Source organism: Streptomyces sp. NPDC047117 (genome assembly GCF_040643545.1).
Lineage (GTDB): Bacteria > Actinomycetota > Actinomycetes > Streptomycetales > Streptomycetaceae > Streptomyces.
Genome location: NZ_JBEYUN010000006.1, coordinates 169,596 through 189,852, shown reverse-complemented (window position 1 = coordinate 189,852; position 20,257 = coordinate 169,596). Strand labels below are relative to the sequence as shown.

General features: G+C 66.4%; 31 protein-coding genes. 1 reads left to right on the top strand and 30 read right to left on the bottom strand.

Annotated elements, in window-relative coordinates; translation table 11 throughout:
- Positions 1 to 102: 102 nt before the first annotated feature.
- From ABZ840_RS13795 to ABZ840_RS13675, 25 genes are all read right to left on the bottom strand, one after another.
- Positions 103 to 759 (bottom strand): adenylate kinase, encoded by a 657-nt coding sequence (locus tag ABZ840_RS13795; protein WP_361558241.1) that lies wholly within the window; start codon positions 757 to 759, stop codon positions 103 to 105.
- A complete protein-coding gene (gene secY / locus ABZ840_RS13790) occupies positions 759 to 2,072 on the bottom strand; it encodes a preprotein translocase subunit SecY (RefSeq protein ID WP_361558238.1) in 1,314 nt (437 codons plus the stop codon). The genes ABZ840_RS13795 and secY overlap by 1 nt, the downstream gene beginning before the upstream one ends.
- A gap of 272 nt (positions 2,073 to 2,344) precedes the next feature.
- Entirely contained in the window at positions 2,345 to 2,800 is a 456-nt protein-coding gene (gene rplO / locus ABZ840_RS13785; protein WP_346092392.1) for a 50S ribosomal protein L15, read from the bottom strand.
- A 1-nt stretch (position 2,801) separates the two neighbouring features.
- Complete coding sequence (gene rpmD, locus ABZ840_RS13780) at positions 2,802 to 2,981, bottom strand: 50S ribosomal protein L30 (protein WP_361558234.1); 180 nt, start codon at positions 2,979 to 2,981, stop codon at positions 2,802 to 2,804.
- Positions 2,978 to 3,583 (bottom strand): 30S ribosomal protein S5, encoded by a 606-nt coding sequence (gene rpsE / locus ABZ840_RS13775; protein ID WP_361558231.1) that lies wholly within the window; start codon positions 3,581 to 3,583, stop codon positions 2,978 to 2,980. Before rpsE ends, rpmD begins: the two co-directional genes overlap by 4 nt.
- A gap of 46 nt (positions 3,584 to 3,629) precedes the next feature.
- A complete protein-coding gene (gene rplR, locus ABZ840_RS13770) occupies positions 3,630 to 4,013 on the bottom strand; it encodes a 50S ribosomal protein L18 (protein WP_361558228.1) in 384 nt (127 codons plus the stop codon).
- A gap of 3 nt (positions 4,014 to 4,016) precedes the next feature.
- Positions 4,017 to 4,556, bottom strand: coding sequence for a 50S ribosomal protein L6 (gene rplF / locus ABZ840_RS13765; protein ID WP_361558225.1), 540 nt, complete (start codon positions 4,554 to 4,556; stop codon positions 4,017 to 4,019).
- Positions 4,557 to 4,578: 22 nt separating this feature from the next.
- Complete coding sequence (gene rpsH / locus ABZ840_RS13760; RefSeq protein WP_260639342.1) at positions 4,579 to 4,977, bottom strand: 30S ribosomal protein S8; 399 nt, start codon at positions 4,975 to 4,977, stop codon at positions 4,579 to 4,581.
- A 238-nt stretch (positions 4,978 to 5,215) separates the two neighbouring features.
- Positions 5,216 to 5,401: a type Z 30S ribosomal protein S14 gene (locus ABZ840_RS13755; protein ID WP_003956452.1), complete on the bottom strand. Its 186-nt coding sequence runs from the start codon at positions 5,399 to 5,401 to the stop codon at positions 5,216 to 5,218.
- A gap of 5 nt (positions 5,402 to 5,406) precedes the next feature.
- Positions 5,407 to 5,967: a 50S ribosomal protein L5 gene (gene rplE / locus ABZ840_RS13750; protein WP_030262823.1), complete on the bottom strand. Its 561-nt coding sequence runs from the start codon at positions 5,965 to 5,967 to the stop codon at positions 5,407 to 5,409.
- Complete coding sequence (gene rplX, locus ABZ840_RS13745) at positions 5,967 to 6,290, bottom strand: 50S ribosomal protein L24 (RefSeq protein WP_030062892.1); 324 nt, start codon at positions 6,288 to 6,290, stop codon at positions 5,967 to 5,969. The genes rplE and rplX overlap by 1 nt, the downstream gene beginning before the upstream one ends.
- A 3-nt stretch (positions 6,291 to 6,293) precedes the next feature.
- Positions 6,294 to 6,662 (bottom strand): 50S ribosomal protein L14, encoded by a 369-nt coding sequence (rplN, locus tag ABZ840_RS13740; RefSeq protein WP_003974257.1) that lies wholly within the window; start codon positions 6,660 to 6,662, stop codon positions 6,294 to 6,296.
- Positions 6,663 to 6,796: 134 nt separating this feature from the next.
- Positions 6,797 to 7,081, bottom strand: coding sequence for a 30S ribosomal protein S17 (gene rpsQ, locus ABZ840_RS13735; RefSeq protein ID WP_030619920.1), 285 nt, complete (start codon positions 7,079 to 7,081; stop codon positions 6,797 to 6,799).
- Positions 7,081 to 7,305 (bottom strand): 50S ribosomal protein L29, encoded by a 225-nt coding sequence (gene rpmC, locus ABZ840_RS13730; RefSeq protein ID WP_004950453.1) that lies wholly within the window; start codon positions 7,303 to 7,305, stop codon positions 7,081 to 7,083. The genes rpsQ and rpmC overlap by 1 nt, the downstream gene beginning before the upstream one ends.
- Positions 7,305 to 7,724 (bottom strand): 50S ribosomal protein L16, encoded by a 420-nt coding sequence (gene rplP, locus ABZ840_RS13725; RefSeq protein ID WP_052864765.1) that lies wholly within the window; start codon positions 7,722 to 7,724, stop codon positions 7,305 to 7,307. The genes rpmC and rplP overlap by 1 nt, the downstream gene beginning before the upstream one ends.
- Before the next feature lie 5 nt (positions 7,725 to 7,729).
- Positions 7,730 to 8,551, bottom strand: a complete 822-nt coding sequence (gene rpsC, locus ABZ840_RS13720) for a 30S ribosomal protein S3 (RefSeq protein ID WP_361558218.1) — start codon at positions 8,549 to 8,551, stop codon at positions 7,730 to 7,732.
- Positions 8,551 to 8,898 (bottom strand): 50S ribosomal protein L22, encoded by a 348-nt coding sequence (rplV, locus tag ABZ840_RS13715; protein ID WP_361558215.1) that lies wholly within the window; start codon positions 8,896 to 8,898, stop codon positions 8,551 to 8,553. The genes rpsC and rplV overlap by 1 nt, the downstream gene beginning before the upstream one ends.
- A gap of 44 nt (positions 8,899 to 8,942) precedes the next feature.
- Positions 8,943 to 9,224: a 30S ribosomal protein S19 gene (rpsS, locus tag ABZ840_RS13710; RefSeq protein ID WP_030262810.1), complete on the bottom strand. Its 282-nt coding sequence runs from the start codon at positions 9,222 to 9,224 to the stop codon at positions 8,943 to 8,945.
- 12 nt (positions 9,225 to 9,236) lie between these two features.
- Positions 9,237 to 10,073, bottom strand: a complete 837-nt coding sequence (gene rplB, locus ABZ840_RS13705) for a 50S ribosomal protein L2 (protein ID WP_361558211.1) — start codon at positions 10,071 to 10,073, stop codon at positions 9,237 to 9,239.
- A 40-nt stretch (positions 10,074 to 10,113) separates the two neighbouring features.
- Positions 10,114 to 10,437, bottom strand: coding sequence for a 50S ribosomal protein L23 (gene rplW, locus ABZ840_RS13700; RefSeq protein WP_361558208.1), 324 nt, complete (start codon positions 10,435 to 10,437; stop codon positions 10,114 to 10,116).
- Entirely contained in the window at positions 10,437 to 11,087 is a 651-nt protein-coding gene (gene rplD / locus ABZ840_RS13695) for a 50S ribosomal protein L4 (RefSeq protein WP_361558205.1), read from the bottom strand. Before rplD ends, rplW begins: the two co-directional genes overlap by 1 nt.
- An 8-nt stretch (positions 11,088 to 11,095) precedes the next feature.
- Positions 11,096 to 11,740: a 50S ribosomal protein L3 gene (gene rplC / locus ABZ840_RS13690; RefSeq protein WP_361558202.1), complete on the bottom strand. Its 645-nt coding sequence runs from the start codon at positions 11,738 to 11,740 to the stop codon at positions 11,096 to 11,098.
- Between the two features lie 17 nt (positions 11,741 to 11,757).
- Entirely contained in the window at positions 11,758 to 12,066 is a 309-nt protein-coding gene (gene rpsJ, locus ABZ840_RS13685; protein WP_003948644.1) for a 30S ribosomal protein S10, read from the bottom strand.
- 438 nt (positions 12,067 to 12,504) lie between these two features.
- Complete coding sequence (gene panD, locus ABZ840_RS13680) at positions 12,505 to 12,930, bottom strand: aspartate 1-decarboxylase (RefSeq protein ID WP_361558199.1); 426 nt, start codon at positions 12,928 to 12,930, stop codon at positions 12,505 to 12,507.
- Positions 12,931 to 13,128: 198 nt separating this feature from the next.
- A complete protein-coding gene (locus tag ABZ840_RS13675) occupies positions 13,129 to 13,659 on the bottom strand; it encodes a DUF4232 domain-containing protein (RefSeq protein ID WP_361558196.1) in 531 nt (176 codons plus the stop codon).
- A gap of 494 nt (positions 13,660 to 14,153) precedes the next feature.
- On the opposite strand from ABZ840_RS13675, the gene ABZ840_RS13670 reads away from it, so the two are divergent.
- Entirely contained in the window at positions 14,154 to 14,741 is a 588-nt protein-coding gene (locus ABZ840_RS13670) for a Uma2 family endonuclease (protein ID WP_361558193.1), read from the top strand.
- A 142-nt stretch (positions 14,742 to 14,883) separates the two neighbouring features.
- Here the strand turns inward: ABZ840_RS13670 and tuf are convergent, their stop codons facing one another.
- The 5 genes from tuf to ABZ840_RS13645 all read right to left on the bottom strand — a co-directional run bounded on the left by tuf (position 14,884) and on the right by ABZ840_RS13645 (position 20,097).
- Positions 14,884 to 16,077, bottom strand: coding sequence for an elongation factor Tu (gene tuf, locus ABZ840_RS13665; RefSeq protein ID WP_361558190.1), 1,194 nt, complete (start codon positions 16,075 to 16,077; stop codon positions 14,884 to 14,886).
- Positions 16,078 to 16,242: 165 nt separating this feature from the next.
- Positions 16,243 to 18,363, bottom strand: a complete 2,121-nt coding sequence (gene fusA / locus ABZ840_RS13660; RefSeq protein ID WP_361558187.1) for an elongation factor G — start codon at positions 18,361 to 18,363, stop codon at positions 16,243 to 16,245.
- A 39-nt stretch (positions 18,364 to 18,402) separates the two neighbouring features.
- A complete protein-coding gene (rpsG, locus tag ABZ840_RS13655; RefSeq protein WP_030262788.1) occupies positions 18,403 to 18,873 on the bottom strand; it encodes a 30S ribosomal protein S7 in 471 nt (156 codons plus the stop codon).
- A gap of 2 nt (positions 18,874 to 18,875) precedes the next feature.
- Complete coding sequence (rpsL, locus tag ABZ840_RS13650; RefSeq protein ID WP_003948652.1) at positions 18,876 to 19,247, bottom strand: 30S ribosomal protein S12; 372 nt, start codon at positions 19,245 to 19,247, stop codon at positions 18,876 to 18,878.
- Between the two features lie 376 nt (positions 19,248 to 19,623).
- Positions 19,624 to 20,097 (bottom strand): DUF1707 and DUF4190 domain-containing protein, encoded by a 474-nt coding sequence (locus tag ABZ840_RS13645; protein WP_361558184.1) that lies wholly within the window; start codon positions 20,095 to 20,097, stop codon positions 19,624 to 19,626.
- Positions 20,098 to 20,257 lie beyond the last annotated feature (160 nt).

Below are 20,257 nucleotides of genomic sequence, written 5' to 3'. Positions count from 1 at the left end.
TTCTTCATTGCGGGCGGCCACGAAAAGCCGCTCCCGTACACGATACGGCCGCGGCGCCCCTGCCGGGTGCCGCGGCCGTATCGAAGAGCCGGTGCGTACCGCCTACGCGGCGTCGCGCTCCAGCGCGCCCATGGCCCGCTGCGTGACCTCGTCGACCTTCCCGAGCGCCGGGATGGTCACCACGAGGTCCTGCGCCTTGTAGTAGTCGATGATCGGCTCGGTCTCCGTGTGGTAGACCTCCAGCCGCTTGCGCACGGTCTCCTCGCGGTCGTCCTCGCGCTGGTACAGCTCGCCGCCGCAGATGTCGCAGCTGCCGTCCGTCTTCGACGGGCTGTACTCGACGTGGAAGATGTGCTTGCCGTCCTTGCGGCACATCCGGCGGCCGGAGATCCGCTTGACGACCTCGTCCTCCGGGACCTCCAGGTCCAGCACCGCGTCCAGCTTCAGGCCGGCGTCCTCCAGGATCCCGTCCAGCGCCTTGGCCTGCGCGAGGTTGCGCGGGAAACCGTCCAGCAGGAAGCCGTCCGTCGCGTCGGGCTGCTCCATGCGGTCCTTGGCCATGCCGATCGTGACCTCGTCCGGCACCAGGTTGCCCGCGTCCATGTAGGCCTTGGCCGCCTTGCCGAGCTCGGTGCCCTGGCTGATGTTGGCGCGGAACAGGTCACCCGTGGAGATGTGCGGGATGGCGAGGTTCTCGGCGAGGTACGCAGCCTGCGTACCCTTGCCTGCCCCAGGAGGACCGACGAGGACGATTCGCATCAGCGGAGGAACCCTTCGTAGTTACGCTGCTGAAGCTGGCTCTCGATCTGCTTCACGGTCTCCAGACCCACACCCACGATGATCAGGATGCTCGTCCCGCCGAACGGGAAGTTCTGGTCCGCGTTGAAGAGCACCAACGCCACGGTCGGCACCAGTGCGATGAGACCCAGATACAGCGAGCCCGGCCACGTGATCCGGTTGAGCACGTAGCTGAGGTACTCGGCCGTCGGGCGACCAGCCCGGATACCCGGGATGAAGCCACCATACTTCTTCATGTTGTCGGCAACTTCTTCGGGGTTGAAGGAGATGGCGACGTAGAAGAAGGCGAAGAACACGATCAGCAGGAAGTACGTAACGATGTAAACCGGGCCATCTCCACGCTGGAAATGTGTCTGAAGCCACGTCGCCCAGCCCGCCTTGGAGCCGCTGAACTGCGCGATCAGCGCCGGGATGTAGAGCAGTGACGACGCGAAAATGACAGGAATCACACCTGCCTGGTTCACCTTGAGCGGGATATAGGTGGACGTTCCGCCGTAGGAACGACGACCGATCATCCGCTTGGCGTACTGCACCGGAATACGGCGCTGAGCCTGCTCCACGAAGACAACCAGCGCGATCATGACGAGTCCGATCGCGATCACGGAGCCGAACTCGATCCAGCCGTCGGCGAGCTTGCCGGACACCTTGATCTGCCACAGCGCGGCCGGGAAGCCGGAGGCGATCGAGATGAACATCAGGATCGACATGCCGTTGCCGATACCGCGGTCGGTGATGAGCTCACCCAGCCACATGACGACGCCGGTGCCGGCGGTCATGCAGATGACCATCGTGATGGTCGTGAAGATCGCGGGGTCCGGAATGATCTCGTTGCGCAGGGTGCAGGTGCTGAACAGCGAGCCACTGCGGGCGGTGGCCACGAGGCCGGTGCCCTGAAGGATGGCCAGCGCCACGGTCAGGTACCGGGTGTACTGCGTGATCTTCGCCTGCCCGGACTGGCCCTCCTTCTTCAGGGCCTCCAGCCGTGGGATCACCACGGTGAGCAGCTGAAGGATGATGCTTGCCGTGATGTACGGCATGATCCCCAGCGCGAAGAGTGTGATCTTGAGCAGCGCACCGCCGCTGAACATGTTCACCAGACCGAAAAGCCCACTACCGGAGCCGGCCTGCTTCATGCAGGCTTCGACATTGGAGTAGTTGACTCCCGGAACCGGTACGTGCGCCCCGAGCCGATACACCAGCACGATGCCCAGCGTGAACAGCAGCTTCTTGCGCAGGTCGGGCGTCTTGAACGCTCGGGCGAACGCGGTGAGCACGGTGCCTCCTGCGCCCCCCGCCTCGTGGGCGAGAGGTGACGGTCTTGAGGATCTACGAATACTGAGCGGCCGAAAACCGCGTGGCCCCCGGCCACGCGGCGTATTCTCCGCGGCCCGCCACATCAGGTACCCGACGCGGCAGTCCCCGGCGAAAGTACAGCAATAGTGCACGCCACCTTACCGGCGACCATGCCCCCCTTGGAACGACCAACCGGGGATGCCCCAATTCGTGGGCATCCCCGGTCAGTTGATTCACTCGCGTGCGAGCCGCGTCAGAGCAGCTCGGTGACGCTGCCGCCAGCGGCGGCAATCTTCTCCTTGGCGGAGCCGGAGACGGCGTCGACCGTCACCTGCAGCGCCACGGAGATCTCGCCCTGGCCCAGGACCTTGACGAGCTCGTTGTTCCGCACCGCGCCCTTGGCGACCAGGTCGGCCACCGTGACCTCGCCACCCTGCGGGTAGAGCGCGGCCAGCTTCTCCAGGTTCACGACCTGGAACTGCTTGTGGGCGGGGTTCTTGAAGCCCTTCAGCTTCGGGAGGCGCATGTGGAGGGGCATCTGCCCACCCTCGAAGCGCTCCGGAACCTGGTAACGGGCCTTCGTGCCCTTGGTACCACGACCAGCGGTCTTACCCTTGGACGCCTCACCACGACCCACACGGGTCTTGGCGGTCTTGGCACCCGGGGCAGGACGGAGGTTGTGGACCTTCAGCGGGTTGTTCTCCGCCATGTCAGACCTCCTCGACCTTCACGAGGTGACGCACGGTGTGCACCATGCCGACGACCTCGGGACGGGCCTCCCGCTCGACGCTGTCGTTCAGCCGCTTGAGGCCGAGCGAACGGAGCGTGTCACGGTGGTTCTGCTTGCTGCCGATGATGGACTTCGTCTGGGTGATCTTGATGCGCATCACGCGTTCACCCCGGCACGCGCCCGCAGCAGAGCGGCGGGAGCAACGTCCTCCAGCGGCAGACCACGACGGGCAGCGATCTCCTCGGGCCGCTTGAGGCCCTGGAGCGCCGTCACCGTGGCGTGCACGATGTTGATCGGGTTCGACGAACCGAGCGACTTGCTCAGCACGTCGTGGATGCCGGCGCACTCGAGCACGGCGCGCACCGGGCCACCGGCGATCACACCGGTACCGGGGGAAGCAGGCTTGAGCAGGACGACGCCCGCGGCCTTCTCGCCCTGGATGGGGTGCGGGATGGTGCCGGCGATACGGGGGACCTTGAAGAAGTGCTTCTTGGCCTCCTCAACACCCTTGGCGATGGCGGCCGGCACCTCCTTGGCCTTGCCGTAACCGACACCCACGGTGCCGTCACCGTCGCCCACCACGACCAGCGCGGTGAAGCTGAAGCGACGACCACCCTTCACAACCTTGGCGACACGGTTGATGGCGACAACACGCTCGACGTAGGCGGTCTTCTCGGCAGCTGCGCCGCCGTCCCGCCGGTCCTTACGGTCCCGCCGCTCGCCGCCACCGGCGCCGCCACCGCGGCGCTGGGGTCCAGCCATTGGAATTACCTCTCTCTGTTACGTCCGCTAGCTACGGAACCGGGGCTCAGAACTTCAGCCCGGCTTCGCGGGCGGCGTCGGCCAGAGCGGCAATCCGCCCTGCGTACTGCTTGCCACCACGGTCGAACACGACGGCCTCGACACCGGCAGCCTTGGCACGCTCGGCGACCAGGGCGCCGACCTGCTTCGCCTGGGCGCTCTTGTCGCCCTCGCCACCGCGGATCGACGCGTCCAGGCTCGACGCCGAGGCCACGGTGTGGCCCTTGATGTCGTCGATGACCTGCGCAGTGATGCCACGGTTGGAGCGCGTCACGACCAGACGAGGACGCTCCGGGGTACCCGAAATCCGCTTGCGGATGCGGATGTGGCGACGCTTAGCGGCGGCGCGCTTGTAGGCGTCGCCCTTCGCGATCTTCACACCGTATGCCATGGCTTACTTACCAGCCTTTCCGACCTTGCGGCGGATGACCTCGCCGGCGTACTTGACGCCCTTGGCCTTGTACGGGTCGGGCTTGCGCAGCTTGCGGATGTTCGCGGCGACCTCGCCGACCTTCTGCTTGTCGATGCCCTCGACGCTGAGCTTGGTCGGGGACTCGACCTTGAACGAGATCCCCTCGGGGGCCTCGACCAGGATCGGGTGGCTGTAGCCCAGCGAGAACTCCAGGTTGGAGCCCTTCGCCTGGACGCGGTAACCCACACCGCTGATCTCGAGCGCCTTGCTGTAGCCCTGGGTCACGCCGGTGATCATGTTCGCCACCAGCGTGCGGGACAGGCCGTGCAGGGCCTTGTTCTGACGCTCGTCGTTCGGGCGGGTGACGGCGATGGCGCCGTCCTCACCCTTGGCGACATCGATCGGCGCGGCGACGGTGTGCTGAAGGGAACCCTTGGGGCCCTTCACGGAGACCGTCCGGCCGTCGATGGTGACGTCCACACCAGCGGGAACCTGGATGGGCAGCTTGCCAATACGCGACATTAGCTATTCCTCCGTTCCCTGGTTACCAGACGTAGGCGAGAACTTCTCCGCCTACACCCTTCTTGCTGGCCTGCTGACCGGTCAGGAGACCGTGGGACGTGGAGATGATCGCCACGCCCAGGCCGCCGAGGACCTTCGGCAGGTTGGTGGACTTTGCGTAGACCCGCAGGCCCGGCTTCGAAATCCGCTTGATGCCGGCGATCGAGCGCTCGCGGTTCGGGCCGAACTTCAGCTCGAGGACGAGGTTCTTGCCGACCTCGGCGTCCTCGACCTTCCAGCCGGTGATGTAGCCCTCCTGCTGGAGGATCTCCGCGATGTGCGACTTGATCTTGCTGTGCGGCATCACGACGGTGTCGTGGTACGCCGAGTTCGCGTTCCGCAGACGGGTCAGCATGTCTGCGATGGGGTCAGTCATGGTCATGAATTGGCCTTCGGCCTCTCTCGCCGGGGTTTCCTATATGCGCCATCCCTCTCCCCACTCCTTGGCGGGACGGGTGCGGCACGGGGACCTACGGCGTAGTAAGCGACTTTGAGCGGACACGAGGTCCGCGGTCGGTCTCGGGCGGCGGGCGCCCAACCCTTCCACTCTAGGTGATGAAGGGGTGGGCCCCGCCGTCCGGCTGCTTACCGAGAGTCTCCGGAAAATCCCAAGTGGGGATTTACCAGGAGCTCTTGGTCACGCCCGGCAGCTCGCCACGGTGAGCCATCTCACGAAGGCACACGCGGCAGAGGCCGAACTTGCGGTAGACGGAGTGCGGACGGCCGCAGCGCTGGCAGCGGGTGTACGCGCGCACACCGAACTTCGGCTTACGAGCAGCCTTGGCAATCAGAGCCTTCTTCGCCATCTCGCTCACGCCTCCTTGAACGGGAAGCCGAGGTGACGCAGAAGGGCACGGCCCTCGTCGTCGTTGGTCGCCGTGGTGACCACGGTGATGTCCATACCCCGGGTGCGGTCGATCTTGTCCTGGTCGATCTCGTGGAACATGACCTGCTCCGTGAGACCGAAGGTGTAGTTGCCGCGGCCGTCGAACTGCTTCGGCGACAGACCACGGAAGTCGCGGATGCGCGGCAGCGCGAGCGACAGCAGGCGGTCCAGGAACTCCCACATGCGGTCACCGCGGAGGGTGACGTGGGCACCGATCGGCTGGCCCTCACGCAGCTTGAACTGCGCGATGGACTTACGGGCCTTGGTCACGGCCGGCTTCTGGCCGGTGATCGTGGTGAGGTCGCGGATGGCGCCCTCGATCAGCTTGGAGTCGCGGGCGGCGTCGCCCACACCCATGTTGACCACGATCTTGGTCAGGCCGGGGATCTGCATGACGTTCTCGTACGAGAACTCGTCCTTCAGCTTCCCGGCGATCTCTTCGCGGTAGCGCTGCTTGAGGCGCGGTGCGTTGGTGGTGGCAGTCATCAGATGTCCTCACCGGTCCGCTTGGCAACGCGGATCTTGTTGCCCTCGTCGTCGAAGCGGTACCCGACGCGGGTGACGACCTTGTTGCCGTCCTTCTCCACCACGAGCTGAACGTTGCTCACGTGGATCGGGGCCTCGGTCGTCACGATGCCGCCGGTCTTCGAACCCCGAGCGGTCTGGCCGGCCTTGGTGTGCTTCTTGACCCGGTTGACACCCTCGACCAGGACACGGTCCTCGCGGGGGAAGGCCTGAATGACCTTGCCCTGCTTGCCCTTGTCCTTACCGGTGATGACCTGGACCAGGTCGCCCTTCTTGATCTTCATCGGTTACAGCACCTCCGGCGCGAGCGAGATGATCTTCATGAACTTCTTCTCGCGCAGCTCACGGCCCACGGGGCCGAAGATACGGGTGCCGCGGGGGTCGCCATCGTTCTTGAGGATGACGGCCGCGTTCTCGTCGAAGCGGATGTACGAACCGTCGGGACGGCGGCGCTCCTTCACGGTGCGCACGATGACCGCCTTGACGACGTCACCCTTCTTCACGTTGCCACCGGGGATCGCATCCTTCACGGTGGCGACGATGACGTCACCGATGCCCGCGTAGCGTCGGCCCGAGCCACCGAGAACACGGATGGTGAGAATTTCCTTCGCACCCGTGTTGTCGGCGACGCGCAGCCGAGACTCCTGCTGGATCACGTCTATCTCCTGATCGTCTGCCGGTTCCCGGCAGGGACGCTCCTACTGGGGCGTCCCTGCCGAGCCTGGCGGAACTTTTCCGAGGGAATCCCCCTCGGGGGGATGTGCTTGCCTTCGCAATTCCCTACGGGGAATTACTTGGCCTTCTCGAGGATCTCGACGACGCGCCAGCGCTTCGTCGCGGACTGCGGCCGGGTCTCCATGAGGAGGACACGGTCGCCGACACCCGCGGCGTTCTGCTCGTCGTGCGCCTTGAGCTTGTTGGTACGACGGATGACCTTGCCGTACAGCGCGTGCTTGACGCGGTCCTCGACGGCGACGACGACGGTCTTGTCCATCTTGTCGCTGACGACCAGACCCTCACGGGTCTTGCGGAAGCCGCGCTCCTGCTTCTTCTCAGTCACATTCGTCTCGCTCATCAGGCGCTCTCCACCGTCTCGATGCCGAGCTCGCGCTCACGCATCAGGGTGTAGATCCGGGCGATGTCCTTGCGGACGGCCTTCAGCCGGCCGTGGTTCTCAAGCTGTCCGGTCGCCGCCTGGAAGCGGAGGTTGAACAGCTCCTCCTTGGCCTCACGAAGCTTCGCAACGAGGTCCTCGTTGTTCAGCTCGCGCAGCTCGGTCGCCTTGGTACCGGCCGCCATCACGACTCACCTGCCTCGCGCCGCACGATGCGGCACTTCATCGGAAGCTTGTGGGCGGCGCGGGTCAGCGCCTCCTTGGCAACCTTTTCGTTCGGGAAGGACAGCTCGAACATCACCCGGCCGGGCTTGACGTTCGCGACCCACCACTCCGGAGAACCCTTACCGGAACCCATGCGGGTCTCGGCAGGCTTCTTCGTCAGCGGACGGTCGGGGTAGATGTTGATCCACACCTTGCCGCCACGCTTGATGTGACGGGTCATGGCGATACGAGCGGACTCGATCTGCCGGTTCGTCACGTAGGCCCCGGTCAGGGCCTGGATACCGTACTCACCGAAAGCGAGCTCGGTACCACCCTTGGCCATGCCATGGCGCTTGGGGTGGTGCTGCTTGCGGTGCTTGACCCTGCGAGGGATCAGCATGTCGGTCAGGCCTCCGTTCCGGTGCTCTCAGCCGGAGCAGCGGCAGCGGCCTCGGCCTTGGGGGCCTCGGCAGCGGCGTTCTGCTGCTGCGGCTTGCGGCCGCGACCACCGCGCTCGCCACCGCGACGCGGGCGGTCGTTGCCACCGCGGGCCGGGCGGTTACCCGCACGGGCAGCGGCGTTCTCCGCGCGAACCTCGGCGATGTTCTTGACGTCGCCCTTGTAGATCCAGACCTTCACGCCGATGCGGCCGAAGGTCGTACGGGCCTCGAAGAAGCCGTAGTCGACGTTCGCACGGAGCGTGTGCAGGGGCACACGGCCCTCGCGGTAGAACTCCGAGCGGGACATCTCGGCGCCGCCGAGACGACCGCCGCACTGGATCTTGATGCCCTTGGCGCCGGCCTTCATCGTCGACTGCATGCTCTTACGCATGGCGCGACGGAAGGAGACACGCGAGGACAGCTGCTCCGCGACGGCCTGCGCGACCAGCTGAGCGTCAGTCTCGGGGTTCTTGACCTCGAGAATGTTCAGCTGGACCTGCTTGCCGGTGAGCTTCTCCAGCTCACCGCGGATGCGGTCGGCCTCGGCGCCGCGGCGGCCGATGACGATGCCCGGACGGGCGGTGTGGATGTCAACGCGGACGCGCTCACGGGTGCGCTCGATCTCCACCTTCGAGATACCGGCGCGCTCCATGCCCTTCGTCATCATGCGACGAATGGCGACGTCTTCCTTGACGTAGTCCTTGTACAGCTTGTCGGCGTACCAGCGGCTCTTGAAGTCCGTGGTGATGCCGAGCCGGAACCCGTGCGGGTTTACCTTCTGGCCCATTACCGGGTTCCTTCCTTGCTGCTGACGACCACGGTGATGTGGCTGGTCCGCTTGCGGATCCGGTAGGCACGGCCCTGGGCGCGCGGACGGAAGCGCTTCAGGGTCGGGCCCTCGTCGACGTACGCCTCGCTGATGAACAGCGAGTTGGCGTCCGTGTGGTCGTAGTTGTGCGCGGCGTTGGCAATGGCGCTGTCCAGCACCTTGCCCACCGGCACGCTCGCGGCCTGCGGGGCGAAACGCAGGACCGCCTGAGCCTCCGTGGCATCCATGCCACGGACAAGGTCCACCACGCGGCGGGCCTTCATGGGCGTGACACGCACGTAGCGCGCCTGGGCCCTGGCTTCCATGGTTGTCCCTTCGGTGTCAGTCATAGTCTTCGCTCTTCCGCAGATCAGCGACGACGCGACTTGCGGTCGTCCTTCTCGTGGCCGCGGAAGGTGCGGGTCGGCGCAAACTCGCCGAGCTTGTGGCCGACCATCGACTCGGTGACGAACACCGGGACGTGGGTCTTGCCGTTGTGCACCGCCAGCGTGTGGCCAAGCATGGCCGGCACGATCATGGAGCGACGGGACCAGGTCTTGATGACGTTCTTGGTGCCGGCTTCGTTCTGGACATCCACCTTCTTGATCAGGTGGTCGTCGACGAAGGGCCCCTTCTTGAGACTGCGCGGCATCTAAACCCGCTCCTAGCGCTTCTTGTTCGTCTTGCGGCGGCGGACGATGTACTTGTTCGAAGCCTTCTTCGGCGAACGCGTACGACCCTCCTTCTGACCCCACGGCGAGACCGGGTGGCGACCACCGGAGGTCTTGCCCTCACCACCACCGTGCGGGTGGTCGACGGGGTTCATCACGACACCACGCACGGTCGGGCGGACGCCCTTCCAGCGCATGCGGCCGGCCTTGCCCCAGTTGATGTTCGACTGCTCGGCGTTGCCGACCTCGCCGACAGTGGCGCGGCAGCGAACGTCGACCAGGCGGATCTCACCGGACGGCATGCGCAGGTGGGCCATCTGGCCCTCCTTCGCCAGCAGCTGCACGGAGGCACCCGCGGAGCGGGCGAACTTCGCGCCGCCGCCGGGCCGCAGCTCGATGGCGTGGAGCGTCGTACCGACCGGGATGTTGCGCAGCGCCAGGTTGTTGCCGGGCTTGATGTCGGCGCCGGGGCCGTTCTCAATCCGGTCACCCTGCGACAGACCGCGGGGCGCCAGGATGTAGCGCTTCTCGCCGTCCGCGTAGTGCAGGAGCGCGATGCGCGCGGTGCGGTTGGGGTCGTACTCGATGTGCGCGACCTTGGCCGGCACGCCGTCCTTGTCGTGACGACGGAAGTCGATCACTCGGTAGGCGCGCTTGTGGCCACCGCCCTGGTGGCGAACGGTCACACGACCGGCGTTGTTACGGCCGCCCTTGCTGTGCAGCGGGCGAACCAGCGACTTCTCCGGCGTGGACCGCGTGATCTCGACAAAGTCGGCGACGCTGGAGCCACGACGGCCCGGGGTCGTCGGCTTGTACTTGCGGATACCCATTTCTCAGTCCTCGTCCGATTCCGGACGATCCAGACCGCCGTTAGGCGGTCGGACCGCCGAAGATGTCGATGCGGTCGCCCTCGGCGAGGGTCACGATGGCGCGCTTGGTGTCAGCGCGCTTGCCGAAACCGGTGCGGGTGCGCTTGCGCTTGCCCTGCCGGTTGATCGTGTTCACCCCGGTGACCTTGACCGAGAAGACCGCCTCGACGGCCTGCTTGATCTGGGTCTTGTTGGCACGCGGGTCGACGATGAACGTGTACTTGTTCTCGTCCAGCAGCGCGTAGCTCTTCTCGGACACGACGGGCTTCTTCAGCACGTCACGGGGGTCCGTGAAGGTCTTGCTGGTGACGACGGCCTCACTCATCAGGCGTCGCTCCCTTCGGTCTCAACGGCCTTGGGGCCAGACACGAAGGACTCGAGAGCGGCCTTGGTGAAGACCACGTCGTCGGAGACGAGCACGTCGTACGTGTTCAGCTGGCCCGGCTCCAGGATGTGAACCTGGGGCAGGTTGCGGGCGGACAGCCACGCGGCCTCGTCGGAACGCTCGGCGACCAGGAGCAGGTTCTTGCGCTCCGAGATCTTGCCGAACAGCGTCTTGGCGGCCTTGGTGGAGGTCGCACCCTCGACCACGCCGGAAACGACGTGGACACGGGAGTTGCGGGCCCGGTCGGTGAGGGCACCGCGCAGGGCGGCGGCCTTCATCTTCTTCGGGGTCCGCTGCGAGTAGTCACGCGGCACGGGGCCGTGGACGACGCCACCACCGGCGAACTGCGGCGCACGGGTCGAACCCTGACGCGCGCGGCCGGTGCCCTTCTGGCGGTACGGCTTCTTGCCACCGCCGCGGACCTCGCCACGGGTCTTGGTCTTGTGCGTGCCCTGGCGGGCAGCGGCCAGCTGTGCGACGACGACCTGGTGGATCAGCGGAACGCTGACCTTCGCGTCGAAGATCTCCGCGGGGAGCTCGACGGTCCCGGCCTTGTCGCCTGCCGGCGAAAGGATGTCAATGGTGCTCATCGGTTACCTCAGGCCCCCTTGGCCGCGGTACGGACCAGGACGAGGCCGCCGTTCGGACCAGGAACTGCGCCCTTGATGAGCAGCAGACCCTTCTCCGCGTCAACGGCGTGGACGGTCAGGTTCTGGGTGGTGACCCGCTCATTGCCCATACGGCCGGCCATCCGCATGCCCTTGAACACGCGGCCCGGGGTGGCGCAGCCACCGATGGAGCCCGGCTTGCGGTGGATGCGGTGCGCACCGTGCGAAGCCTTGCCACCGGCGAAGCCATGGCGCTTCATGACACCGGCGGTGCCCTTGCCCTTGGTCTTGCCGGTCACGTCCACCTTGATGCCGGCGTCGAAGACCTCGGCATTGATCTCCTGGCCGAGGGAGTACTCGCCGGCGTCGGCGGTACGGACCTCGACGAGGTGACGGCGGGGGGTGACGTCGGCCTTGGCGAAGTGGCCCTTGAGGGGCTTGTTCACCTTGCGCGGGTCGATCTCGCCGAAGGCGATCTGGACGGAGTCGTAACCGTCCTGGTCTGCGGTGCGCACCTGGGTGACGACACAGGGACCGGCCTTGACCACGGTGACCGGGACAACACGGTTGTTGTCGTCCCAGACCTGGGTCATGCCGAGCTTCTCGCCCAGGAGGCCCTTGATCTGCTTAGTCATTCTCAGCTCACCGGCCCTCAGAGCTTGATCTCGATGTCGACGCCGGCCGGAAGGTCGAGTCGCATCAGGGAGTCAACGGTCTTCGGCGTCGGGTCGAGAATGTCGATCAGGCGCTTGTGCGTGCGCATCTCGAAGTGCTCGCGCGAGTCCTTGTACTTGTGCGGCGACTTGATGACGCAGTACACGTTCTTTTCAGTGGGCAGCGGCACCGGGCCCGCGACCGACGCACCAGTGCGGGTCACCGTCTCGACGATCTTCTTCGCCGAGCTGTCGATGACCTCGTGGTCGTAGGCCTTGAGCCGGATGCGGATCTTCTGTCCCGCCATGGCTACTTAGTAGTCCTTTGTCTCGTAACGCTCTGGGACCCGGTGCGTTCACGTCCTCGTCCGCCACATCCTGCGGTCCGTCCGACCCACGCGGTCGGGCGTGTCGCATCCCTTCCCGCATATCTCCGCAGGGGAGATCCTTCGAGAAGGAGGACGTGGGGTCATGGACACCCACCGAGCGCCTGGCTGAGGCACCCCGCTGAGCTTCCCGGAAGATTCCCGTACTTCCACCCCTGAGAAGGGATGACGAATACCTGGGACTCGCTTCCGGTCCTCCCGGCGGGAGGCGCGCAGCATCGGCACTCAACCGAGCAACTTGGCTAGTGTGCCATATGGGGCACACGGCTGGCCAACCGAAGGGGAGAGAGTACCCCACGCCACACCGCGCGAATCCTCGGGCCCGCCCGATCACCTCCGGACGGACCCCGCGCCCCTCCCTCAGCCGACCGGAACGACCGCCTGCGGACTCCGCTCCTGCCCACTCCCCGGCACCGGCGCGGAGGCATCGGCCCCCACCGCGACAATCCGGTTGTCCGCATCCACGTGCACGACGCTCGGCTTCAGCCCCCGCGCCTCGGCATCCTCGAACTGCCCGTAACTGATGAGAATCACCAGGTCACCGGGGTGGACGAGATGCGCGGCCGCGCCATTGATCCCGATGACCCCGCTCCCCCGCTCCCCCTCGATCACGTACGTCTCCAGCCGCGCGCCGTTCGTGATGTCGACGATGTGGACCAGCTCGCCGGCCAGCAGATCGGCGGCCTCCATCAGCTCCGCGTCGACCGTCACGGACCCTACGTAGTGCAGATCGGCCTGGGTCACGGTGGCCCGATGAATCTTGGACTTGAACATGGTGCGCAACATGGCGTCACTCCCGTGTGAGACAGGTCGCGCCCCCAATACGAGGTGCGCGCCGACTCCGCCATGCTAGGGCGCCCGGCCGCTCCGGTACCGGGTGATGTCCGCCTCATCGCCCTGCGCGCATGACGATGCCCCCGGTCGCGCGTGGGGGTGCGCGGCCGGGGGCACGGCTCGGGGGTGCCAGGCGGCTCCCGGCGGGCGTCAGCCGGCCGTGGGCAGCTCTGCGGACCAGGCGGTCAGGCTCAGGGTGCCGTTGTCCACGTCGTCCTCCAGCGGGACGACGCCGTGGGAGTTGCTGCCCGTCGGGGAGACCTGGAGGTACTTGGCGGGGGCCGGGTCGGCGCCGGTGTGCGTCCAGACCAGGTCCGCGTAGGCGACGCCGCCGGGCTTGAGCGTGACGGTGTGGGCGCCCGGGTCCTTGGCGAAGTAGGTGTCACCGTGGCGCACCTCGGTGTTGAGTGCCTTGTGCCCCGCACCCTCCAGCGCCAGTCCGGCGTAGCCCTTGATCGCGCAGGTCTCGTCGCCGGTGTTCTTCACCTTCAGGTAGGTGCCGGCGTGGTTCATGCCGACCTGGCTCTGGCCGGCGTCGGTGGTCGTCACCTTCAGCGTGCCCGGCTGGCAGGCCCCCGCGCCGGCGTCGCTCGCCTGCGCGGCGGCAGCGGCTCCCGCGAGCCCTCCCGCGGCCATGACGGCAACGGCGGCGGCGGTCACGACGGTACGCAGACCACGCATGGTCATCAGCTCCTTCTCCCCTGCGGGTGCGCCCGGTAGTGCAGTCCCGCTCCTCAACTGGCACGCACCAGCCTGCCGACCGTCGCTGATGATCGGCTAATACCTCACTAACGGTCTACTTGCTCCTTTGGCCCGGCCCCACCACTCGAATGAGCGGTCATATGCCAGCGGAACGTTCAGCCATCGCATGACACACCTACGTTCGCCCCATGGCCGCTTCCTCGCACGAGACCCCCGGGCACAGGCCGCTCAGCCGCCTTCCACCCCTCGGCCTCCTACTGGCGGTCCTCGCGCACGCGCTGGGCGCCACCCCGTACACGTCCGGCGGCATACTCGCCGGTCAGTCCACCTCCGCCGAGGGAAGGGTGCCTTCGTCCGTTGGTAACGGAACCACGGGGGCCCGCCCTTCCGTCGCTAGCATGAAGGCGATGTCCCCGGCAGCGGCACGGCCGAGCCGCCGGCGCACGTGCCGACCGAGACGAGGAGCGGATGCCATGACCATCGCCCCGGACGACGCACAGCGGGACGCCCTTCTGTACCGGGCCATGAGGGACTTCATCCAGTCGATGGACGACACCCTTCCCGGCAAGTTCGAGATCACGAAGGAAGGGATCGTCCACGACATGCTGGCACCCGTCGGACCCCACGAGCTGACGGTGCTGCGGGTCCGGAAACGCCTCGAAAAGGTGATGCCGGAGGAGCTCGTCGCTCACACGGGGACGCCCGACGTTGAGGGCGAGACGCAGGGCATTATGCGTCACCCGGACATCATGGTCATCGCGGAGGAGGACATGGAGGTCGAGGGCTCCTTCGACCCGCGCGCCCTCGTCGCCGCCGTCGAAGTGGTCTCCCGCTCCAACCCTGACAACGACTGGGTGGGCAAGATGCGGGATTACCCCCTGCTCGGAATTCCCGTCTACGCGCTCTTCGACCCCCGCAGCGCATCCGGAGCCGTGTTGTCCGGCATCCACGACACACCTCTCGGGCCCCGCTACTCGGTGCGCAAGGACTTCGTCTACGGCGAAGACGTCGCGATCGGGGAGTGGATCATCCCGACGCAGGACCTCCCGCGATATCCGTAGCCGGTCGCGCGGCTCCGCCGCGCCGCACCCAGGCACGCCGCAGGCGACCCGTAAGCACGACAAAGGGCCCCGCACACCCGAAGGTGTGCGGGGCCCTCGCTCGCCAGGAGCGCCGGGTCTCCCCGATCGTCAGTAAGAGGTCTTACTTGACGATCTTGGTGACCTGGCCGGCGCCGACGGTCCGGCCACCCTCACGGATGGCGAACTTCAGGCCCTCCTCCATGGCGACCGGCTGGATCAGCTGGACGGACATGGAGGTGTTGTCGCCCGGCATGACCATCTCGGTGCCCTCGGGGAGGGTCACGACGCCGGTCACGTCCGTGGTACGGAAGTAGAACTGCGGGCGGTAGTTGTTGAAGAACGGGGTGTGGCGGCCACCCTCGTCCTTCGACAGGATGTAGGCCTGGGCCTCGAACTCGGTGTGCGGCGTGACCGAACCGGGCTTGATGATGACCTGGCCGCGCTCGACGTCCTCGCGCTTGATACCGCGAAGCAGCAGACCGACGTTCTCACCGGCCTGACCCTCGTCCAGCAGCTTCCGGAACATCTCGATGCCGGTGACCGTGGTGGTGGTCTTCTCGGTCTTGATGCCGATGATGTCGACGGTCTCGTTGACCTTCAGGACACCACGCTCGATACGGCCGGTGACGACCGTACCGCGACCGGTGATCGTGAAGACGTCCTCGATCGGCATCAGGAACGGCTTGTCGGTGTCGCGCTCCGGCTCCGGGATCGCCTCGTCGACGGCGGCCATGAGCTTGAGGACGGAGTCGCCCCACTCCTTGTCGCCCTCGAGCGCCTTGAGCGCCGAGACCTTGACGACCGGAACGTCGTCGCCCGGGAACTCGTACTCGGAGAGGAGCTCACGGACCTCGAGCTCGACGAGCTCCAGGATCTCCTCGTCGTCCACCATGTCGGCCTTGTTCAGGGCGACAACGATGTAGGGAACGCCGACCTGGCGGGCCAGGAGCACGTGCTCCTTGGTCTGCGGCATCGGACCGTCGGTCGCGGCGACCACGAGGATCGCGCCGTCCATCTGGGCGGCACCGGTGATCATGTTCTTGATGTAGTCCGCGTGACCCGGGCAGTCGACGTGGGCGTAGTGACGGTTCTCCGTCTGGTACTCGACGTGCGCGATGGAGATGGTGATACCACGCTGGCGCTCTTCCGGCGCCTTGTCGATGTTCTCGAAGGCCGAGGCCTCGTTCAGGTCCGGGAACGCGTCGTGCAGCACCTTGGTAATGGCGGCCGTGAGGGTCGTCTTACCGTGGTCGATGTGACCGATGGTGCCGATGTTGACGTGCGGCTTAGTCCGCTCGAACTTCGCCTTCGCCACTGGGGTCCTCCTGTGGAGTGGTTCTGTACGCCTTACTCATCGGCGCCAGGTGATCTTTGCTGGGGTGCCGGCTGACGGGGGCAATCCTCACGGATGGCGGGGATTGCCCCGTCAGTCGGTGTCAAGCCTAAAGCGTGTCGGGGTCCGACTCTGACGAGACGGGTCTTACTCGCCCTTGGCCTTCGCGATGATCTCCTCGGCGACGTTCCGGGGAACCTCGGCGTAGGAGTCGAACTGCATCGAGTAGCTCGCGCGACCCGACGTCTTGCTGCGGAGGTCTCCGACGTAGCCGAACATCTCCGAGAGCGGAACCAGGCCCGTGACGAGCTTGGCACCGTGGCGGTCCTCCATGGACTGAATCTGTCCACGGCGGGAGTTGATGTCGCCGATCACGTCGCCCATGTAGTCCTCGGGCGTGGTGACCTCGACCTTCATCATCGGCTCGAGCAGGGCCGGGGAGGCCTTGCGCGCGGCCTCCTTGAAGGCCATCGAACCGGCGATCTTGAACGCCATCTCGGAGGAGTCGACCTCGTGGAAGGCACCGTCGAGGAGCGTGACGCGGACACCCGTCAGCGGGTAGCCGGCGAGCACACCGAACTCCATGGCCTCCTGGCAGCCCGCGTCCACAGACGGGATGTACTCCCGCGGGATGCGGCCACCGGTGACCTTGTTCTCGAACTCGTAACCGTCGCCCTCGAGGGGCGCGATCGCGATCTGCACCTTCGCGAACTGGCCGGAACCACCAGTCTGCTTCTTGTGCGTGTAGTCGAGACGCTCGACGGGCTTGCGCAGGGTCTCGCGGTACGCGACCTGCGGCTTGCCGACGTTGGCCTCGACCCGGAACTCACGCTTCATACGGTCGACCAGCACGTCGAGGTGCAGCTCGCCCATACCCGCGATGATGGTCTGGCCGGTCTCCTCGTCGGTGTGGACCTGGAAGCTCGGGTCCTCCTCGGCGAGGCGCTGGATGGCGACACCCAGCTTCTCCTGGTCGCCCTTGGACTTGGGCTCAATGGCGACCTGGATGACCGGGGCCGGGAACTCCATCGACTCCAGGATCACCTGGTTGGAGGAGTCGCACAGCGTCTCACCGGTGGTGGTCTGCTTCAGACCCATGACGGCGACGATGTCACCGGCGCCCACCGACTCGATCTCCTCACGCTTGTTCGCGTGCATGCGGTAGATCTTGCCGATGCGCTCCTTCTTGCCCTTGACGGAGTTCAGCACCTGCGTGCCGGACTCCAGGCGACCCGAGTAGACCCGGATGAAGGTGAGCTTGCCGAGGTGCGGGTCGCTCGCGATCTTGAACGCAAGAGCGGCGAGCGGCTCCTCCTCGGAGGGGCGGCGCTTGATGACCTCGTCGGGGTCGTTGACCGCGTGGCCCTCGATCGCCTCGACGTCCAGCGGCGACGGCAGGTAACGCACGACCGCGTCCAGCAGCGGCTGGACACCCTTGTTCTTGAAGGCGGTGCCACAGAACACGGGCGTGACGGTGGTGTTCTCCGCCTTGCCGGCGCTGATGGTGATACGGCGGATCGCCGCGTACAGCTGCTCCACGGTGGGCTCCTGGCCCTCCAGGTACAGCTCCATCAGCTCTTCGTCGTTCTCGGCGACCGTCTCGAGGAGCTTGCCGCGCCATTCCTCGGCAGCCTCGATGTGGGTGTCCGGGATGTCGACGGTGTCGTACATCTCGCCCTTGGCGGCCTCGGCGGACCACAGCAGGGCCTTCATGGTGACGAGGTCGACGACGCCCTTGAAGTCCGCCTCGGTGCCGATCGGCAGCTGCATCACGATCGGGGTCGCGCCGAGGCGCTCCGTGATCATGTCGACGCAGCGGTGGAACTCGGCGCCGGTGCGGTCGAGCTTGTTGACGAAGCAGATACGCGGAACGCCGTAGCGGTCCGCCTGACGCCACACCGTCTCGGACTGGGGCTCAACGCCGGCAACGCCGTCGAACACCGTCACGGCACCGTCGAGCACGCGCAGGGACCGCTCCACCTCGACGGTGAAGTCGACGTGCCCCGGGGTGTCGATGATGTTGATGGTGTGGTCGACGTTCTCCAGCGGCCAGTGACAGGTGGTGGCAGCAGAGGTGATCGTGATGCCACGCTCCTGCTCCTGCTCCATCCAGTCCATGGTGGCAGCGCCGTCGTGGACCTCACCGATCTTGTACGAAACACCGGTGTAGAACAGGATCCGCTCGGTGGTCGTCGTCTTGCCCGCGTCGATGTGGGCCATGATCCCGATGTTGCGGACCTTGGCCAGGTCAAGTGAAGTGGTAGCCATAAGGCTTTCGTCTTCTCTCGGTCTCGATGTGGGTAGCGACTACCAGCGGTAGTGCGCGAAGGCCTTGTTGGACTCGGCCATCTTGTGCGTGTCCTCGCGCTTCTTGACCGAAGCGCCGAGGCCGTTCGAGGCGTCCAGCAGCTCGTTCATGAGGCGCTCGGTCATGGTCTTCTCGCGGCGGGCGCGGGAGTAACCCACGAGCCAGCGCAGCGCCAGGGTCGACGCGCGACCCGGCTTGACCTCGACCGGAACCTGGTAGGTCGCGCCACCGACACGGCGGGACTTGACCTCGAGGGTCGGCTTGATGTTCTCCAGCGCGCGCTTCAGCGTGATGACCGGGTCGTTGCCGGTCTTCTCGCGCAGGCCCTCCATGGCGCCGTAAACGATGCGCTCGGCGGTGGAGCGCTTTCCGTTCAGCAGCACCTTGTTGATGAGGGAGGTCACCAGAGGAGAGTTGTAGACCGGGTCGATGATGACCGGGCGCTTCGGGGCGGGGCCCTTACGAGGCATTCTTACTTCTCCTTCTTGGCGCCGTAGCGGCTGCGAGCCTGCTTGCGGTTCTTGACGCCCTGCGTGTCGAGGGAGCCGCGGATGATCTTGTACCGAACACCCGGCAGGTCCTTCACACGACCGCCACGCACGAGCACGATCGAGTGCTCCTGCAGGTTGTGGCCCTCACCCGGAATGTAAGCGGTGACCTCGATGCCGCTGGTCAGACGCACACGCGCGACCTTACGCAGGGCCGAGTTCGGCTTCTTCGGGGTGGTGGTGAAAACACGCGTGCAGACGCCGCGGCGCTGGGGCGAACCCTCAAGTGCGGGCGTCTTGTTCTTCTCGACCTTGTCCTGCCGGCCCTTGCGGACCAGCTGCTGGATCGTAGGCACCGTTTCTCCGGTTTCTGTGTGCCAGTCTCGGTAAAGCTAACCTGGAACTTCGCCGACCCACGAGGTCGGGTGTGTCGAATACCGCAGACTTCCTCGCTGGAACGAGGAGCGGCGGATTACGGTGTCGAGACCCGGCTTCGTACGCACCGGCACCGCCCGCCCGAAGGCTGGGGAGATGCGCGCACGGCAGGCCAGGGACACCCCAGGCACAAGGTCAGAGCGTACCTACCGCATGGGCTGCGGTCAAAACAAATGCACACGCGTAGGACACGCCGGACTCCTTCGGCGCTGCCGCCACCGTAGTGGGCCGGTGCGGCATACGGAAGAACGCCCTCGGCCCCGATGCGGCGGGCCCGTCGGCCGGCCCGCCGTCCCCTCAGGTCTTCGGCAGCAGGGCCAGCAACGTGACCAGCATCACCAGACACCAGCCCCCGATCGCCAGCCAGCCGAGCACCACGCCGGTCAGGGCCATGCCGTCGCCCCGCTCCCCGCTGCGGCGGATCTCCGTACGCGCCTTGTGTCCCAGGATCACCGCGGGGACGGCGGTGACACCCCAGGTCAGCGGGGTGAGCAGGCCGCAGATCATGGCACCGGCCGCGGACGGATTGGTCCGTTGCGGCGGTGGCAGCGGGAGGAACGTCGGCGGGACCATCGGCGGTGGCAGCACCATCGGCTGCGGGACCGGCCCCTGCGGCAGGTCCCCCACCAGTAACTGCAGGTCCGAATAGGTCACGGACTGGTACGCGCGGGCGACCCGCTGCTCGTACTCGTCCTTGGAGAGCCGCCCCTCGGCGAACCCCGCCTTCAGCACATCGACCGCCCGCTCCCGGTCCGCGTGCGAGGCACGCATGGCGGGCACCTGACGAGGCGGGTGGGCCGGCGGGCCACCCTGCCATGGTTCGAACGCCACCTCTATGACCTCCCCCAGGCCGGAGCGCTGACCGTCCCATCATCCCCCAGACACCGCAGGGCGGTCACCCGACATGAGGATGACCGCCCTGTGGCTGCGC

Excerpts from the sequence above, each read along its gene's own strand:
- rplP (WP_052864765.1), bottom strand. The coding sequence starts at position 7,724 with ATGCTGATCCCTCGCAGGGTCAAGCACCGCAAGCAGCACCACCCCAAG.
- rplE (WP_030262823.1), bottom strand. The coding sequence starts at position 5,967 with ATGACTGCCACCACCAACGCACCGCGCCTCAAGCAGCGCTACCGCGAA.
- rplW (WP_361558208.1), bottom strand. The coding sequence starts at position 10,437 with ATGAGTGAGGCCGTCGTCACCAGCAAGACCTTCACGGACCCCCGTGAC.
- rpsQ (WP_030619920.1), bottom strand. The coding sequence starts at position 7,081 with ATGAGCGAGACGAATGTGACTGAGAAGAAGCAGGAGCGCGGCTTCCGC.
- rplR (WP_361558228.1), bottom strand. The coding sequence starts at position 4,013 with ATGGCATACGGTGTGAAGATCGCGAAGGGCGACGCCTACAAGCGCGCC.
- rpsJ (WP_003948644.1), bottom strand. The coding sequence starts at position 12,066 with ATGGCGGGACAGAAGATCCGCATCCGGCTCAAGGCCTACGACCACGAG.
- rplC (WP_361558202.1), bottom strand. The coding sequence starts at position 11,740 with ATGACTAAGCAGATCAAGGGCCTCCTGGGCGAGAAGCTCGGCATGACC.
- rpsE (WP_361558231.1), bottom strand. The coding sequence starts at position 3,583 with ATGGCTGGACCCCAGCGCCGCGGTGGCGGCGCCGGTGGCGGCGAGCGG.
- rplB (WP_361558211.1), bottom strand. The coding sequence starts at position 10,073 with ATGGGTATCCGCAAGTACAAGCCGACGACCCCGGGCCGTCGTGGCTCC.
- rpmC (WP_004950453.1), bottom strand. The coding sequence starts at position 7,305 with ATGGCGGCCGGTACCAAGGCGACCGAGCTGCGCGAGCTGAACAACGAG.
- rplO (WP_346092392.1), bottom strand. The coding sequence starts at position 2,800 with ATGGCGGAGAACAACCCGCTGAAGGTCCACAACCTCCGTCCTGCCCCG.
- rplF (WP_361558225.1), bottom strand. The coding sequence starts at position 4,556 with ATGTCGCGTATTGGCAAGCTGCCCATCCAGGTTCCCGCTGGTGTGGAC.
- panD (WP_361558199.1), bottom strand. The coding sequence starts at position 12,930 with ATGTTGCGCACCATGTTCAAGTCCAAGATTCATCGGGCCACCGTGACC.
- rpsG (WP_030262788.1), bottom strand. The coding sequence starts at position 18,873 with ATGCCTCGTAAGGGCCCCGCCCCGAAGCGCCCGGTCATCATCGACCCG.
- ABZ840_RS13795 (WP_361558241.1), bottom strand. The coding sequence starts at position 759 with ATGCGAATCGTCCTCGTCGGTCCTCCTGGGGCAGGCAAGGGTACGCAG.
- ABZ840_RS13670 (WP_361558193.1), top strand. The coding sequence starts at position 14,154 with ATGACCATCGCCCCGGACGACGCACAGCGGGACGCCCTTCTGTACCGG.
- rpsS (WP_030262810.1), bottom strand. The coding sequence starts at position 9,224 with ATGCCGCGCAGTCTCAAGAAGGGGCCCTTCGTCGACGACCACCTGATC.
- ABZ840_RS13645 (WP_361558184.1), bottom strand. The coding sequence starts at position 20,097 with ATGCGTGCCTCGCACGCGGACCGGGAGCGGGCGGTCGATGTGCTGAAG.
- rplD (WP_361558205.1), bottom strand. The coding sequence starts at position 11,087 with ATGAGCACCATTGACATCCTTTCGCCGGCAGGCGACAAGGCCGGGACC.
- fusA (WP_361558187.1), bottom strand. The coding sequence starts at position 18,363 with ATGGCTACCACTTCACTTGACCTGGCCAAGGTCCGCAACATCGGGATC.
- rpsC (WP_361558218.1), bottom strand. The coding sequence starts at position 8,551 with ATGGGCCAGAAGGTAAACCCGCACGGGTTCCGGCTCGGCATCACCACG.
- ABZ840_RS13755 (WP_003956452.1), bottom strand. The coding sequence starts at position 5,401 with ATGGCGAAGAAGGCTCTGATTGCCAAGGCTGCTCGTAAGCCGAAGTTC.
- rplX (WP_030062892.1), bottom strand. The coding sequence starts at position 6,290 with ATGAAGATCAAGAAGGGCGACCTGGTCCAGGTCATCACCGGTAAGGAC.
- ABZ840_RS13675 (WP_361558196.1), bottom strand. The coding sequence starts at position 13,659 with ATGCGTGGTCTGCGTACCGTCGTGACCGCCGCCGCCGTTGCCGTCATG.
- rplV (WP_361558215.1), bottom strand. The coding sequence starts at position 8,898 with ATGGAAGCCAGGGCCCAGGCGCGCTACGTGCGTGTCACGCCCATGAAG.
- rpsH (WP_260639342.1), bottom strand. The coding sequence starts at position 4,977 with ATGACCATGACTGACCCCATCGCAGACATGCTGACCCGTCTGCGGAAC.